12 protein-coding genes are annotated in these 14,111 nt (G+C 72.0%); 8 read left to right on the top strand and 4 right to left on the bottom strand.

Going from position 1 to position 14,111, the window contains the following annotated elements; all coding sequences use genetic code 11:
- Nucleotides 1-156 precede the first annotated feature (156 nt).
- The 5 genes from ACFYNO_RS00780 to ACFYNO_RS00760 all read left to right on the top strand — a co-directional run bounded on the left by ACFYNO_RS00780 (nt 157) and on the right by ACFYNO_RS00760 (nt 7,861).
- The gene (locus tag ACFYNO_RS00780; protein ID WP_388004287.1) at nt 157-1,737 is read left to right on the top strand and encodes an arabinogalactan endo-beta-1,4-galactanase; all 1,581 of its coding nucleotides are present in this window, start codon (nt 157-159) and stop codon (nt 1,735-1,737) included.
- A 182-nt stretch (nt 1,738-1,919) separates the two neighbouring features.
- Nucleotides 1,920-4,226 carry an ATP-binding protein gene (locus tag ACFYNO_RS00775; RefSeq protein WP_388002942.1) on the top strand — a complete coding sequence of 769 codons (2,307 nt, stop codon included), beginning with the start codon at nt 1,920-1,922 and terminating at the stop codon, nt 4,224-4,226.
- A gap of 288 nt (nt 4,227-4,514) precedes the next feature.
- Complete coding sequence (locus tag ACFYNO_RS00770; protein ID WP_388002939.1) at nt 4,515-5,492, top strand: helix-turn-helix domain-containing protein; 978 nt, start codon at nt 4,515-4,517, stop codon at nt 5,490-5,492.
- A gap of 174 nt (nt 5,493-5,666) precedes the next feature.
- A complete protein-coding gene (locus tag ACFYNO_RS00765; protein WP_388002936.1) occupies nt 5,667-6,656 on the top strand; it encodes an alpha/beta hydrolase in 990 nt (329 codons plus the stop codon).
- 164 nt (nt 6,657-6,820) lie between these two features.
- Entirely contained in the window at nt 6,821-7,861 is a 1,041-nt protein-coding gene (locus ACFYNO_RS00760; protein WP_388002933.1) for a helix-turn-helix domain-containing protein, read from the top strand.
- A gap of 110 nt (nt 7,862-7,971) precedes the next feature.
- Here the strand turns inward: ACFYNO_RS00760 and ACFYNO_RS00755 are convergent, their stop codons facing one another.
- Together ACFYNO_RS00755 and ACFYNO_RS00750 are read right to left on the bottom strand one after the other, a co-directional pair.
- Nucleotides 7,972-8,895, bottom strand: coding sequence for a VOC family protein (locus tag ACFYNO_RS00755; RefSeq protein WP_388002930.1), 924 nt, complete (start codon nt 8,893-8,895; stop codon nt 7,972-7,974).
- 145 nt (nt 8,896-9,040) lie between these two features.
- Nucleotides 9,041-9,877, bottom strand: coding sequence for an alpha/beta fold hydrolase (locus ACFYNO_RS00750; protein ID WP_388002927.1), 837 nt, complete (start codon nt 9,875-9,877; stop codon nt 9,041-9,043).
- 337 nt (nt 9,878-10,214) lie between these two features.
- Between ACFYNO_RS00750 and ACFYNO_RS00745 the strand changes: the two genes are divergently transcribed.
- A complete protein-coding gene (locus ACFYNO_RS00745) occupies nt 10,215-10,769 on the top strand; it encodes a Dps family protein (RefSeq protein ID WP_388002924.1) in 555 nt (184 codons plus the stop codon).
- A 134-nt stretch (nt 10,770-10,903) separates the two neighbouring features.
- Here ACFYNO_RS00745 and ACFYNO_RS00740 read toward each other — a convergent pair whose 3' ends face one another.
- Together ACFYNO_RS00740 and ACFYNO_RS00735 are read right to left on the bottom strand one after the other, a co-directional pair.
- Nucleotides 10,904-11,386, bottom strand: a complete 483-nt coding sequence (locus tag ACFYNO_RS00740) for a DoxX family protein (RefSeq protein WP_388002921.1) — start codon at nt 11,384-11,386, stop codon at nt 10,904-10,906.
- Between the two features lie 32 nt (nt 11,387-11,418).
- A complete protein-coding gene (locus ACFYNO_RS00735; protein WP_388002918.1) occupies nt 11,419-12,081 on the bottom strand; it encodes a hydrolase in 663 nt (220 codons plus the stop codon).
- 291 nt (nt 12,082-12,372) lie between these two features.
- Here ACFYNO_RS00735 and ACFYNO_RS00730 point away from each other — a divergent pair, with 291 nt between their 5' ends.
- On the top strand, nt 12,373-13,455 hold the full coding sequence (locus ACFYNO_RS00730) for an LLM class flavin-dependent oxidoreductase (RefSeq protein ID WP_388002915.1): 1,083 nt from the start codon (nt 12,373-12,375) through the stop codon (nt 13,453-13,455).
- Nucleotides 13,456-13,472: 17 nt separating this feature from the next.
- Entirely contained in the window at nt 13,473-14,099 is a 627-nt protein-coding gene (locus ACFYNO_RS00725) for a CE1759 family FMN reductase (RefSeq protein WP_388002912.1), read from the top strand.
- Nucleotides 14,100-14,111 lie beyond the last annotated feature (12 nt).

Raw genomic sequence — 14,111 nt, 5'->3', positions numbered from 1 at the left:
CGCAGGGCGACGGGTTCCGACCGGGCCCGCCGAGGGTCGGACCTGGTCGGCCGGGTGGGACGCCACTGCCCCCGTCGAGAGGCGTCCCACCCGCTGCGCTTCCCCTGTAAGGCCTTCCCCCACCCCTACGCATTGTCAAGGACGACGATGACGAAGATGCAGCACGTCCACAGGTTCCCCCGCCCGCTCGCCCTGGCCGTCGCGATGCTGCTCGGCACGGCCGCGGCCGTAGCCCTGCCCGCGTCGCAAGCCCAGGCCGCCGGCACCCTGACCAACCCCGGCTTCGAATCCGACGGCAAGGGCACCGCCACCCCCACCGGTTGGAGCACCTACTCCGCCGCCGGCCAGAACAGCGCCTCCTTCACCGAGGCGGGCGGGCACACCGGTTCGTACCGGCTGACCCAGTGGGCCGCCGCCGCGTACAAGGTCGAGACCTACCAGTACCTCCCGGGCCTCAGCAACGGAAACTACACGCTCACCGCCTGGGTCCGCTCCAGCGGTGGGCAGAACTCCGCCTACCTCGCGCTGCGCAACTGCGGCAGCGCCGAACAGCGCACCGACCTGCCGCCGACGCCGAACGGCGCCTGGATACGGCTGGTCACCTCCATAGCGGTGACCAACAACCAGTGCACCATCAGCATCGACTCCGACGCCAACGCCGGGAACTGGCTGAACATCGACGACCTCTCCTTCACCGCCGGCAGCACCGGGCTCTCGATCCGCGGCGCCGACGTCTCCTCGCTCAAGAAGAGCGAGGACAAGGGTGGCGTCTACCGCACCCCCAGCGGCAGCACGGGAGACGCGCTGACCATCCTCAACTCGGCAGGGATGAACTACGTGCGGCTCAAGGTCTGGGTCAACCCGGCCGACGGCTACAACAACAAGCCCCAGGTGCTGGCGATGGCCAAGCGGGTGAAGGCGCTCGGTATGGGCCTGCTGGTCGACTTCCACTACTCCGACTCCTGGGCCGACCCCGGCAAGCAGACCAAGCCCGCCGCCTGGTCCGGCTACACGCTGGCCCAGCTGGACTCCGCCGTCTACAGCCACACCTACGACGTCCTCAATTCCCTGAAGCAGCAGGGCACCACGGCCGACATGGTGCAGATCGGCAACGAGATCAACGCCGGCATCCTCTGGTCCGAGGGGTCCACCAGCAACTGGTCGAACCTGAGCGGCCTGCTCGGCCAGGGCGCCAGGGCGGCCAAGGACGTGAGCAGTTCGACCCGGGTCGCGCTGCACCTCGCCAAAGGCGGTGACGACGCCGGGGCTCGGACCTTCTTCGACAACGCGGTGGCGAACGGCGTGCCGTTCGACCTGATCGGTCTCTCCTACTACGGCTACTGGCACGGCCCGCTGAGCGATCTGCAGACCACCCTCGACGACCTGGCGGCCCGCTACGGCAAGCCGGTCTTCGTCGCCGAGACGGCCTACCCCTTCACGCTGGCCAACAACGACGCACTGACCAACAACATCGCCACCAGTTCCCAGCTGATGGCCGGCTACCCCGCCACCCAGGCCGGGCAGGCGGCCAACTTCCGCGATGTGCTGAACGTCGTGGAGGCGGTCCCGAACGGCCGCGGCCTCGGAGCCTTCTACTGGGAGCCGACCTGGACGGCCGTCGCCGGCAACGGCTGGGACCCGACCGATCCCACCTCCGGCGACGCCTGGGAGAACCAGGCGATGTTCGACTACAACAACCTGCCTACCAGCGTCATGAGTTGGTTCAAGCACCGCTGATCGGGGCGGCCCGGCCGGCAGTTGCCGGGCCTTTCTCTGCCAAACGAGGGGTACCTGGCCATCATCGCCTCCCGCAGTCGCCCCGCCGCCCCGCGTGATGTGCGGGCGTCCGGGGCGACACGGCAGCGGCTTCGCGTCGATGCGATGATCATCATGGAGTGGTCGGGGTTCAGGGAGTGCGAGTGGAACAGCGGTTCGGCGCGGTGCTGCGTGAGGTGCGTGAGCGCGCCGGGCTCACGCTCGAGGGCCTGGCCCAGGCGTCGGGCGTCAGCGCGCGCGCCATCGGCGACCTGGAGCGCGGCCGCAGCACGCCCCGGCAGAGCACGCTCAACGAGTTGCTGGACGCCCTGGCCCTCGACGAGTCCGAGCGCCAGGCGCTGGTGGGTGCTGCCCAGCGCAAGGGACGCCACGACGGTTCGGGCGCTGCCCGGCAGGTCCCTCGGCAGCTGCCGCCGGACCTGCGTGCGTTCCGCGGGCGGGCGGAGGTGATGGCCGACATCCAGCGGCTCACCGACGGCCTCGCCGCACCGGACGGGCACGCTCCGGTCGTCGCGGTGGGCGGGCTGGCCGGGGTCGGGAAGACCAGCCTGGCCGTCCACTGGGCCCACCGGGTCGCGGACCGGTTCCCGGACGGCCAGCTCTACGTGAACCTGCGCGGCTTCGACCCCTCCGGCAGCTGCCTGGATCCGGCCGACGCCCTGGGCGGGTTCCTCACCGCGCTCGGCGTTCCGGGCGCGTCGATCCCCGACGGTGCCGAGCAGCGCAGCGCCCTGTTCCGCGAGCAGGTGTCGCTGCGCCGGATGATCGTGGTCCTGGACAACGCCCGCGACTCCCAGCAGGTGCGACCGCTCCTGCCGAGGTCGGCGAACTGCTTGACCGTCATCACCTCCCGCACCCATCTGACCGGGCTCGCCACCACCGACGAGGCCCACCTGATCGACCTCGACCTGTGGACGCCCGCGGAGGCGCTCGACGCCCTCGCCGCACGGATCGGCCCGGAACGCGTTCCTGCCGACCCCGTGAGCGCGGCCGAGCTGGTGCGGATGTGCGGGCACCTGCCCCTGGCGGTGGCCATCCTCGCCGCCCATGTCGCCGCCGAGCCCGCCCTCGCGCTGCGGGTCGCGGTCGACGAACTGGCCGAGGCCCGCTCCCGCCTGGACGTCCTTGCCACGGACGACCCCCACACGGACGTCCGCGCGGTCTTCTCCTGGTCCTACCAGGCACTCGACCCGTCCGCCGCCCGCTTCTTCCGCCATCTGGCCGTGCTCCCCAGCCCGGTGTTCTCCACCGAGGCAGCAGCCTCCACCGCGGGCGAGCCGATGGCGACGGCCCGCCGCCTGCTGCGTTCACTGGCCGCTGCCAGCCTCCTGTCCCGCGACGCGGAGGGCAACTTCGTCCTGCACGACCTCGTCCGGGAGTACGCCGGCGACCTCCTCGACCGGGCGCAGGACGACCGGTACGCCGCCGAACTGCGCGTGCTCGACTACCTGCGCCACAACGCGCGGGGAGCGGTCCGGGCTCTGGAGACGCGTCCCGTCCAGGAACTGGACCAGGCTCCTGCGGCCGGGGCGGTCCTGCTGGCCTTCGACAACCGCGAGCAGGCCGTCGCCTGGTTCCAGCGGGAAGAGCGCACCGTCCTGGCCGCCCTGCAGAAGGCGGAGGACCCCAGGCTGCTCCACTTCCGGGTCGCCGTCGCGCACGACTGGACCCCCTACCTCTCCGCCCAGGGGCAGTGGGCCGACGAGATCGCGATGCACCGGCTGGCCCTGGATGCCGCGCTCCTGCTCGACGACCCGTCGGGCATCTCGAAAGTCGCCGGCAGCCTGGCCCGTGCCCTCGCCGAAACCGGGCAGAGCGAGGAGGCCGATCTCGCACTCGGTCACATCGAGGGCCAGCTCCACCGGCTTCCCGAGCTCCACCGAGCCCACGCACGGCGCAGCATCGGGTGGGTGCGCGGCCGCCAGCGGCGGTACGGCGAAGCCGTGGACCACGCCCGCGCCGCGCTGGCGATCTACCGGACCCTGAGGGACCGCAACCTGATCGCACGTGAGCTCAACGCCGTGGGCTGGTACCTGACGCTCCTGGGCAGGCACCGCGAGGCACTGGCCTGCTGTCGCGAGGCGCTGATCCTGCTCCAGGAGTCGGGCAACCGCTTCAGCGAGGCCGCGACCTGGGACAGCATCGGCTACGCGCTTCACCAGCTGGGCGAGCTGCCCGAAGCCGTCCGGCACTTCGAGATGTCGCTGCGGCTGTACGAAGAAGTCCTCGACCGGTACAACCAGGCGGAGGTGCTCGACCACCTGGCCCGGGCCCAACGGGACCTGGGAGACGCTCAGGCGGCACGTGACAGCTGGCTGCGGGCCGCCGGGCTGCTGAGCGCGATCGGGAACGCCCGTGCCGACGACATGCAGGCGCGTGCACTGGAGTGCACGCCGTCGGTGCAGGAGGACGCGAGCGCCACCCCGGGCCATGCGGGTGCTCAGCCCTGACCGCACCACGGGAAGAGGCCAGCAAGGCGTCAACCCGCCGGCTTCCCGCTGACCTGCCAGTCCCTCCTCCGGGCCGGTGGAGATCTCCGGTGGACGGAAGACGCACTCTCCGCTCGACCGGCCGAGCCCGGCCACGTCCTCGTCGAGGACTCGAGCCCTCTGGTGTGCTCAGCGTGCACCGGCTCGGTTCTGCCGGCGCACAGCGGCCGCACACCAGTCAGATGACGTATGCGTGCCCGCCGATCCGCGGAGCAAGCTCGTCGAAGGACTTCGGAGGAGGGCAGACACGTGGCTTTGCAGGTGACGACCGCGGCGGTTCCGGACGACGAGAAGGCGGCGTTCTGGGGCGGCGCGATGTCGCGGACCCTGGTGCCGGTGGAGGTGGTCCCGCTCGCCGGGACGCCGTTCGACGGACGCCTGGTGTCCCAGCGGCTCGGCTACGTCCGGATCTCGACGCTGGAGGCGGATGCGGCACGGGTCTCCCGCACGGCGGGACTGATCGCACGCGCCCCGCGGAGCGAGCCCCAGGTGGGGGTCGGGGTGCAGGTGTCCGGCCGGGCCGTGCTGGCGCAGGACGGGCGGCGGGCGGAGGTGTCCGAGGGCGAGCTCGTCCTGTACGACACCGGCCGGCCGTTCTCCGTCGACTTCCCGGAGCGCTTCCGCACCCATCTCTTCCACCTGCCGCGCCGGCTGCTCGGCGTGCCGGAGCGGGAGTTGCGGCAGGTGGCGGCGACGGCCGTCGCCCCGACCGAGGGGTGCGGGGCTGTGCTGCTGCCCTTCCTCGAAACCGTCGCCGCGTCCGCGCACGCGTACTCCACTCCGGTCGGTGACCGGCTGGCGGGCAGCGTCGCCGACCTGATCAGCACGCTCGTCGCGCAGCTGGCCGCGGTGCGGGCGGCCGACGCCGCCGACGGCCTCCACGCTCCGAGCGACCACCTGGTCCGGCGGGTGAGGGAGCACATCGATCGGCACCTGGGCGATCCGGAGATGTCGCCCGAGACGATCGCGCGGGCCCACAACATCTCCGTCCGGTACCTGCACCGGCTCTTCGAGGGCGAGGAGGTGACGGTGAGCCGGCTCATCCAGCAGCGCCGACTGGACGAATGCGCTCGCGAACTGGCCCGCCGCAGCCGCACCGCGCCGACGGTGTCGGCGGTCGCCCAGCGCTGGGGTTTCGTCAACCCGGCGCACTTCAGCAGGGCCTTCCGGGCCGCCTACGGGGTTTCGCCGCGTGAGTGGTGGGTGCTTCAGAGCGCGGCCGACTGACTCACCGCCACGTCGCCCGCCGATATCGTGATCCGTGCACGGTCAGACCACCGAGGCCGATCCCTCCACAGTACGGTCGGGCTTGTCCACCGCGTGCAGGCGCTCTTCGCCCGGTCGCGCCGGCGAACACCAGGCGCGCGTCAGTGCCCTTCCGATCACGCCAGGAGCGAAGCGTTGTCCGACACCACCCCCACGCCCGGTCCGCGACCGGTGCTCGACCTGAGGCTCCAGCGGTTCCTGGAAGCCCAGGCCGGCAGGGCGGAGACGGATCTCCCCGACCTCTCCTTCCTCGAGAGCGCCGCGGAGGACGCGTGGGATGCCGATGCGCCGGACGATCCCTACGGGACCACGACGGAGTGGCTCGCCCTGCCCTGCGGACCGACCGGACGGGTGCACGTCCGGGTGACCAGACCCGTCGGGTCCGACGAGCCGACCCCCGTGGTGCTGTTCCTGGCCGGCCTCGGCTGGGCGTCCGGTGGCACCGCCTCCTACGGGCGACTGATCCGGGAGTTCGCGCTGGGCACCGACGCGGCCGTGGTGTACGTGGACTACGCCCGGGCGCCCGGGGCCCGCTACCCGACGGCCGTCGAGCAGTGCTACGCCGCGGCCCGCTGGATCCATGCGCACGGCCACGAGATCGGCCTGGCCGGGGAGCGGATCGCGGCCGTGGGGGACTCCGCCGGGGGCAACCTGGTGGCGGCGCTGACCTTGCTCGCGCAGCAGCGAGGGGACGTCCGGCTGGTGCACCAGGTGCTGCTGTGCCCGGTGACGGATGCGGACTTCGACACCCCGTCCTACCACCGCTTCGCGACGGGGTACTTCCTCCAACGCGACCACATGCGCCGGTTCTGGGACCAGTACCTGCCCGACGAGCGGCTGCGCCTGGAGGCCACCGCCGCGCCGTTGCGGGCCACGCTCGACCAGCTGGCCGGGCTCCCACCGGCATTGGTGGTCACCGCGGAGGCCGACGTGCTGCGGGACGAGGGCGAGGCCTATGCGGCCCGGCTCCGGGAGGCGGGTGTCCAGGTGGTGTCGACGCGGTACCAGGGCGCCGTGCACGGCTTCCTCCTCCTCGACGCGGTCTGTCCCACCAGCACCGCCCGGGCCGCGCTGGTGCAGGCAGTGGACACCGTGCACGTGGCACTGCACAGCCGTCCCTGGTGACGTTCGCGGCGGCGTAGGCAGTTGACGTTCTTCCTGTCGTTCTTCCTGGTCCGCCGGGACGGTGCGCGGTGTGATGGAGCCGGCGGTGACCGCGTACCCGCCCGAATCCCCGCGTGCCGGACCGGCTGGTCCGGCCTGCCCGTGCAGCCGTGACAGGAGTGCTGATGTCCGTCGTCCTCGACACCGCCGCGGTACGGCCCGCCGACCGTGCCGAGTACTGGCACGAGGTGATCTCCCACACCTTCATCCCGTTGGACGTGTCCCTGCTCGAATCCGCGCCCGCCCCCGCCACCGTCACCAGCCACCAGCTGGGCGCCGTGCAGGTCTCCCTGGTGGAGGCGGGACCGCAGCGGGTGGCCCGCACCGCCGGGCTCATCGCCCGCGGCGGGGAGGACCACTTCACGCTGGCGCTCCAGCACCACGGCACCGCCCGGCTGGAGCAGGACGGCCGTCAGGCGCTGCTGCGCCCGGGCGTCTTCGCCATCTCCGACGCCGGTCGGCCGTTCGCCAAGGAGCTGCACGAGTCCTTCGCGTTCACGGCCTTCCACTGGCCGCGGTCGGCGATGGGAGGGTCCGAGGAGGATCTGCGAGAGCTCACTGCCACGGTCTTCGACACGGGTGACGGCACCGCTGCGCTGGTGGCCGCCTATCTGGCACGGCTCTCCCGGTCGGCCGGCTCGCTGGAACCGGAGGTGGCAGCCCGCCTCGCCGCGACGGCCTTGGACCTGCTCCTCGTGCTCGCCCAGGAGCGCCGCGGTCGATCCGTCCCGGACGCGCCCGAGGCGGCCCGCGCCACCCTGGCCCGCGTGAAGGACCACATCCTGCGCCACCTGGGAGACCCTGGCCTCGCTCCGGAGCGGATCGCGGCCGCCCACCACGTGTCGGTGCGGTACCTGCACAAGCTCTTCCGCTGCGAGGGCGTGACGGTGGCTCGCTGGATCCAGCAGCAGCGCCTGGCCGTGTGCCGGCGGGACCTGGCCGGCCCGGCGGCGGGCCGGGCGACCGTGGCGGCCGTCGCGGGCCGTTGGGGATTCGTGAGCGCCAGCCACTTCAGCCGGTCGTTCCGGGCGGCGTACGGAGTCTCTCCCCGTGAGTGGCAGGCGGGTCTGGCGACGGGCCCCGCTCCCGCCGCGGTACGTCCGCGCCTGCTGGGCGGTGGGCGCCGGGAGTCCGCCCGCACGTCCGGACCCGCCGTCCCGGCGTGACAGGGCGGCAGCCGGCTGTCGGGCCCGCCCGATCGGCCGGCTGCAACGGCACGGGTGGCGAGCAGTCCGGCTGCTCGCCACCCGACCACGCCATCCGACCACGCCGCCCGTCACCGCCCGGAGTGGAGCTCCGCGACGTAGCCACCCGGGAACTGCACCATCGCGCTCTCCCGGCCGCCCGTGGTGACCGGCCCCCACAACACGGAGGCGCCGGCGGCCTTGGCCCTGTCCAGCGTCGCGCCCAGTTCCGACACACCGTAACCGGTGAGTTCCCGGCCGAACGGGTAGGGCAGGTGACCGTCCGTCACCGTGACCGCGGTGGTGCCGAAACCGGAGGTGAGGCGGATCAGCCGGTAGCCCGTTCCGGGCAGGCCGATGGCGGCGCCGTCGGCCCGCCGGTCGTCGGAGGTGATCCGGCCCCCGGTGAAGGAGAGGTAGCTGTGCAGGAAGTCGCCGACCGCGTCCGGCGACAGGTAGAGCCGGTTCTCCGGCACACTGGCCAGGGCGGGGTAGGACGGCGCGGTGTCGTGCACGTAGAGCTGGGCGTTGATCCCGCCGGGGAACTGGATGACGGCGTCCCGGCCGATCGGGTCGGCGAACGGCGCCACGGTCACCGAGGCGCCGTCGGCCCGGGCGGTCCGGACCGCCCGGTCGAGGTCGGACACCAGCCAGCCGGTGCGCTCGGCGCCGAACGGGGACGGGACGGGCGTGGTGTAGTCGAACACCGACAGGGTGCCGACCGGCGACAGGATCAGCTCGGACAGCGTCCGGCTGGGTGCCGGCGTCACCTGGGTGGAGACCGGCCCGAGCGTGGTGCCGCCGAAAGTGGACGTCCAACTCCGCACGAACGCCTGCTCCGTACCCGGTGCGACGTACACGTGCGTGGTGTCGTACTGCGGCCCGACGGCCAGTTGCGGGTGCGAGCCCGCCGGCGTCGACGGGGCGCCCTGGGCCGCCGAGGTGGTGACGACCGCGGTCAGCGCGGCCAGCGCCACTGCCAACGGGGCCATCCGTCGGCCGAAGCCGTGCTTCATGGGAAACCTCCCGGTTGTCGTTCGAGTCCGGCGTCCGCTGTGCCGGAGGCGGATCCGTGGGTGCCGCTGCGGGCCCGCCCAAGGGAGTGGCGGGCCCGCAGCGGCAGGAACGGCCGTGGCGCGATCGCGCCACGGCCGAGCCGGGTCACTTCGCGAGGAAGGCCAGCAGCGCCTCGTTCACCTCGGCGGCGTGGGTCCAGAGCAGGCCGTGCGGCGCGCCCTCGATCTCCACGTAGTCGGCGGACGGCAGGGCGCGGTGGAACAGCTGCCCGGTGTTCGCGAGGGGCAGGATGCGGTCGCCCGTCCCGTGCAGGATCAGCGCCGGCACGTCGACGCGCGTGATGTCGGTACGGAAGTCGGTGTACCAGGTCGACGGGGCGGCCGCGGCGGCGTAGAACCCGCCGCCCGCCGCGACGTTCCAGCTGTTGCGGACGGCCTCCTCGCTGATCCGGGTCCCGAGGTTCTCGTCCAGGTTGTAGAAGTCCTGGAAGAAGTCGCGGTAGTAGGCGTAGCGGTCGGCCTTCACCGCCGCGACGATGCCGTCGAAGAACTCCTTCGGGGCGGCGCCCTCCGGGTTGTCCTCGGTCTTGAGCAGGTAGGGCTCCAGCGAGGCCAGGAAGGCGACCTTGGCGATCCGGCCCGAGCCGTAGGCGGACACGTAGCGGGCCACCTCGCCGGTGCCCATCGAGAAGCCGACCAGCACGGCGTTCTGGACGTCCAGGGTCTCCAGCACGGTGTTGAGGTCCGCGGCGAAGGTGTCGTAGTCGTAGCCGGCGGTGGGCTGGGAGGACTGGCCGAAGCCGCGGCGGTCATAGGTGATCACCCGGTAGCCGGCGTCCAGCAGCGCGGCGCTCTGCTGCTCCCAGGAGTGCCCGTCCAGCGGGAACCCGTGGATGAGGACGACCGGCTGCCCGGAACCGTGGTCCTCGTAGTAGAGGTCGATGGAGGTGGAGTTCTCCTGGCCAACGGTGATGAACGGCATGGGGTTTGTTCCTTTCGGACGGCACTCGGGATGCGATGGGCCACACGCTAGGGGCGGTCGGCGGTGGCCGGTTGTCCGTGAGAGCACCCGGTGTCGTCCGAGAGTGCTGTGCGTGGTCCGCGCCCGCCTGCGGCTCGGCAGCTGACGGAAGGTCGGCTTCGACCCGGTGCACGGACCGGCCGTGGGCGGTGCGTTGGCGGAACAGGCGGCAGGCCCGCGTGTTCCTACCGTGGTGGCCGGCCTGGGGAATCGTCTGCGGCGCCGACCGGACCAGCGACCCCGAGGCCGTCCGCTCCCTGAACAACCGACACTCCGACTCCGAAGAGCCAAGGAAGCCATGACCAGCCAGCCTCGCCTGCACCAGCACAGCCCCGAGATCCAGAAGTTCGGCACCGTCACCCAACTGCCGATCGCGCTGGCCCACGACACCCGGCAGTACTCGTGCCAGCGGCTCAACCGCATCCTCGCCGACACCCAGTTCCTGTACGCCATGTACAAGAAGCACCACTGGGGCATGCGCGGCCCGACGTTCTACCAGCTGCACCTGCTCTTCGACAAGCACGCGCAGGAGCAGCTGGACCTGGTCGACGTGCTCGCCGAGCGGGTGCAGAGCCTGGGCGGTGTGGCGGTGGGCGATCCTCGCCACGCCGCCGAGTTCACGTCCGTTCCGCGCCCGCCGGACGGCGTCGAGGACGTGCTCGCCATGGTCTCGCGACTCCTCGAAGCCCACGAGACCATCCTCGCCGAGGCCCGTGACGCGGCCACCCGCACGGCGGAACTCGGCGACGACGGCACCCAGGACCTCCTGGTCTCCCAGGTCATCCGTACCGGTGAGTCCCAGGTCTGGTTCCTCGCCGAGCACCTCGTCGTCACCCCGCAGACCGGGGCGTGATCCGCTGGGGCCGGGCCCGTCGTCCCGACGGTCCCGGCCCCGGGCGTTCCCCTGCTCCCCGCCCGTCGCCGAACGGCTCGGGCCCCTGGACGGGAAGTCGTCCAGGGGCCCGAGCGGGTGAAGCCGCGGCTGCCTCAGGTGCGGTGCAGGGCGAGCCGCGTGGCCAACCCGCCGCCCACACCCGCGACGATCGCCACCGGCATCCACCACAACGGCCAGTGTGCGAGGCCGAGAGCGCCGTCGACCGACCACCGGCCGGGGCCGGTGGCGGCCAGCGCCGCACCGGTGACGATCAGGACGAGCGGGAACTCGTACCCGTCGTGCTGAACCCACAGTCCGTGCGGCCACTTGACCGTGAGGGCCACGGTCATCACCCCCATGACGCCCGCGCCGGCCAGCGGAGTGAGCAGGCCGAGGGCCAGCATCACTCCGGCGCCCAGCTGGGTGCCGCCCGCGGCGAGTGCGGTGAGCCTGCCACCGCGGAAGCCGTCACCCTTGAACTCCGCGGTGCCACCCGCCAGTCCGCTGCCACCGAGGTGGAAGCTGATCTTCTGGACGCCGTGGCCGGCGATCAGCAGACCGACGACCAGGCGCAGCAGGAGAAGACCCGTGTTCATGTCTGACTCCGGTCTGGGTCCGTGGTGGTCCGTCAGCCGGCGGCGTGCGGGTCGATCATCGACTGGGCGTAGACGATGCCCATGCCGTAGGCGCCGCCGTGCTCCTTGACCAGGTCGGTCACCGGGACGTAGGTCTCGGTCCGGGCCCAGTCGCGCTGGAGCTCCAGCAGCACCTGCACCCAGGTGACGGGAACGGCGCCGGCCGCGGTCATCCGCTGCAGGGCGTGCTCGTGGGCCTGCGGGCTGACGCCGCCCGAGGCGTCGGAGACGACGTACACCTCGTAACCCTGGCTCAGCGCCGAGAGCGCCGGCAGGACCAGGCAGACCTCGGTCCACAGGCCCGACAGGATGATCTTCTGGCGGCCGGTGGCCTTGACCGCCTCGACCAGAGCCTCGTCCTCCCAGGCGTTCATGGTGGTCCGGTCGATGACCTCGTGGTCCGGGAAGACCGCCTTCAGCTGCGGGAGGATCGGGCCGGAGAAGGACTCGGCGGCGACGGTGGAGAGCACCACCGGCACGTCGAAGATCTTCGCCGCCTTGGCCAGGCCGACGGTGGAGTTGATGATGGCGGTGCGGTCGCCGCTGCCGGTGCCGAAGAACATCTGCGGCTGGTGGTCGACGAACAGCATCATCGAGTTCTCCGGGGTGAGCAGGTCGGGGCTCGGGGCGGCGTGCACGTGGGCGAAGTCGACCATGGTTCTTCTCTTTCCTTGGTTTCTACGGTGGTTGATGTCCCATCAGGCGCGACCCGACCCAGCGGGGCGCCACGTCGACGACGCTAGAACGCGACGGCCGGAGGGCCTGCTCGCTGTGCGTCCGTGCAGTGGTCCGAGACTGCACGGCTGACCGCCGCCGGGCCGGGCGACGGCCGCAGTGCACTGAGGGGCAAGTGGTGATGCGCTGCGAAGTACTTCGCCGGCCGCCGGCTGCCTAGGTTTCGCTGGGGCCCGATCGGGCTCGGCCAGTCAGCGGAAAGGCGGCACCCCGTGCAGTTCGGGATATTCAGCGTCGGCGACGTGACCGTCGACCCCACCACAGGACGGGCGCCGTCCGAGCACGAGCGGATCAAGGCGATGCTGGCGATCGCGCTCAAGGCGGAGGAGGTCGGCCTGGACGTCTTCGCCATGGGCGAGCACCACAACCCGCCGTTCGTGCCGTCCTCGCCCACCACCATGCTCGGCTGGATCGCCGCGCGCACCGAGCGGATCATCCTCTCCACCGCGACCACGCTGATCACCACCAACGACCCGGTGAAGATCGCCGAGGACTACGCGATGCTCCAGCACGTCGCGGACGGCCGGGTGGACCTGATGCTCGGGCGCGGCAACACCGGCCCGGTCTACCCCTGGTTCGGCCAGGACATCCGCCAGGGCATCCCGCTCGCCGTGGAGAACTACGCACTGCTGCACCGGCTCTGGCGCGAGGAGGTGGTCGACTGGGAGGGCCGCTTCCGCACCCCGCTGCAGTCCTTCACCGCCACTCCGCGCCCGCTGGACGGCGTGCCGCCCTTCGTCTGGCACGGCTCCATCCGCTCGCCGGAGATCGCCGAACAGGCCGCCTACTACGGCGACGGCTTCTTCCACAACAACATCTTCTGGCCCCAGGAGCACACCCGCCGGATGGTGGAGCTCTACCGCACCCGGTTCGCCCACCACGGCCACGGCACGCCCGAGCAGGCCATCGTCGGGCTCGGCGGCCAGGTCTTCATGCGCGCCAACTCCCAGGACGCGGTACGGGAGTTCCGGCCGTACTTCGACAAGGCGCCGGTCTACGGCCACGGCCCGTCGCTGGAGGACTTCACCGAGCAGACGCCGCTGACCGTCGGCAGCCCGCAGCAGGTCATCGAGCGCACCCTCGGCTTCCGCGAGGCCGTCGGCGACTACCAGCGCCAGCTCTTCCTGATGGACCACGCCGGCCTCCCGCTCAAGACCGTGCTGGAGCAGCTCGACATCCTCGGCGAGCAGGTCGTGCCGGTGCTCCGCAAGGAGTTCGCCGTCGGCCGGCCCACGACGGTGCCCGACGCACCCACCCACGCCACTCTCCGCGACCGCGCCACCGGCGCCTCCTGACCGCAACGGAGCCCGACATGGAACCGACCTCGCCGATCACGCTGGCCGTGATCTCGGGAGGGCTGAGCCAGCCCTCGTCCACCCGCCTGCTGGCGGACCGCCTCGCCGAGGCCAGCTCGAGGCACCTCGTCGCCGCCGGGCGTGAAGTCCGCGTGAAGTTGCAGGAGTTGCGTCCACTGGCGACCCACATCTCGAACCACCTGCTCTCCGGCTTCCCCGCTCCGGTGCTGGCCGACGCGCTGGCAGAGGTGAGCACGGCCGACGCGCTGATCGCCGTGTCGCCGGTCTTCTCGGCCTCCTACAGCGGCCTGTTCAAGTCGTTCTTCGACCTGCTCGATCCCGGCGCCCTGGCGTGCAAGCCGGTGCTGATCGGCGCGACGGGCGGCACCGCGCGCCACTCCCTGGCGCTGGAGCACGCGATGCGCCCGCTCTTCGCCTACCAGCGCGCGCTGGTCGCCCCGACCGCCGTCTTCGCGGCCTCCGAGGACTGGGGCGGGACGGGCGACGCGCGCACCGACACCCTGCCGGTGCGGCTCGAGCGAGCCGGGGCGGAGCTCGCGGCGCTGACCCTCGCCGCCGCCGTTCCGCAGGGCGACGGAAGCCGGGCGCTGGCGCCGCCGCCCGCCGCGCACAGCCTGCACTGAGCCGGCGAGTGG

Source organism: Kitasatospora sp. NPDC006697 (assembly GCF_042869935.1).
Lineage (GTDB): Bacteria > Actinomycetota > Actinomycetes > Streptomycetales > Streptomycetaceae > Kitasatospora.
Note: the sequence above shows the minus strand (reverse complement) of the source record. Positions and strands in the feature narration are given on the sequence as shown.

Excerpts from the sequence above, each read along its gene's own strand:
- ACFYNO_RS00780 (WP_388004287.1), top strand. The coding sequence starts at position 157 with ATGCAGCACGTCCACAGGTTCCCCCGCCCGCTCGCCCTGGCCGTCGCG.
- ACFYNO_RS00760 (WP_388002933.1), top strand. The coding sequence starts at position 6,821 with ATGTCCGTCGTCCTCGACACCGCCGCGGTACGGCCCGCCGACCGTGCC.
- ACFYNO_RS00755 (WP_388002930.1), bottom strand. The coding sequence starts at position 8,895 with ATGAAGCACGGCTTCGGCCGACGGATGGCCCCGTTGGCAGTGGCGCTG.
- ACFYNO_RS00750 (WP_388002927.1), bottom strand. The coding sequence starts at position 9,877 with ATGCCGTTCATCACCGTTGGCCAGGAGAACTCCACCTCCATCGACCTC.
- ACFYNO_RS00745 (WP_388002924.1), top strand. The coding sequence starts at position 10,215 with ATGACCAGCCAGCCTCGCCTGCACCAGCACAGCCCCGAGATCCAGAAG.
- ACFYNO_RS00740 (WP_388002921.1), bottom strand. The coding sequence starts at position 11,386 with ATGAACACGGGTCTTCTCCTGCTGCGCCTGGTCGTCGGTCTGCTGATC.
- ACFYNO_RS00735 (WP_388002918.1), bottom strand. The coding sequence starts at position 12,081 with ATGGTCGACTTCGCCCACGTGCACGCCGCCCCGAGCCCCGACCTGCTC.
- ACFYNO_RS00725 (WP_388002912.1), top strand. The coding sequence starts at position 13,473 with ATGGAACCGACCTCGCCGATCACGCTGGCCGTGATCTCGGGAGGGCTG.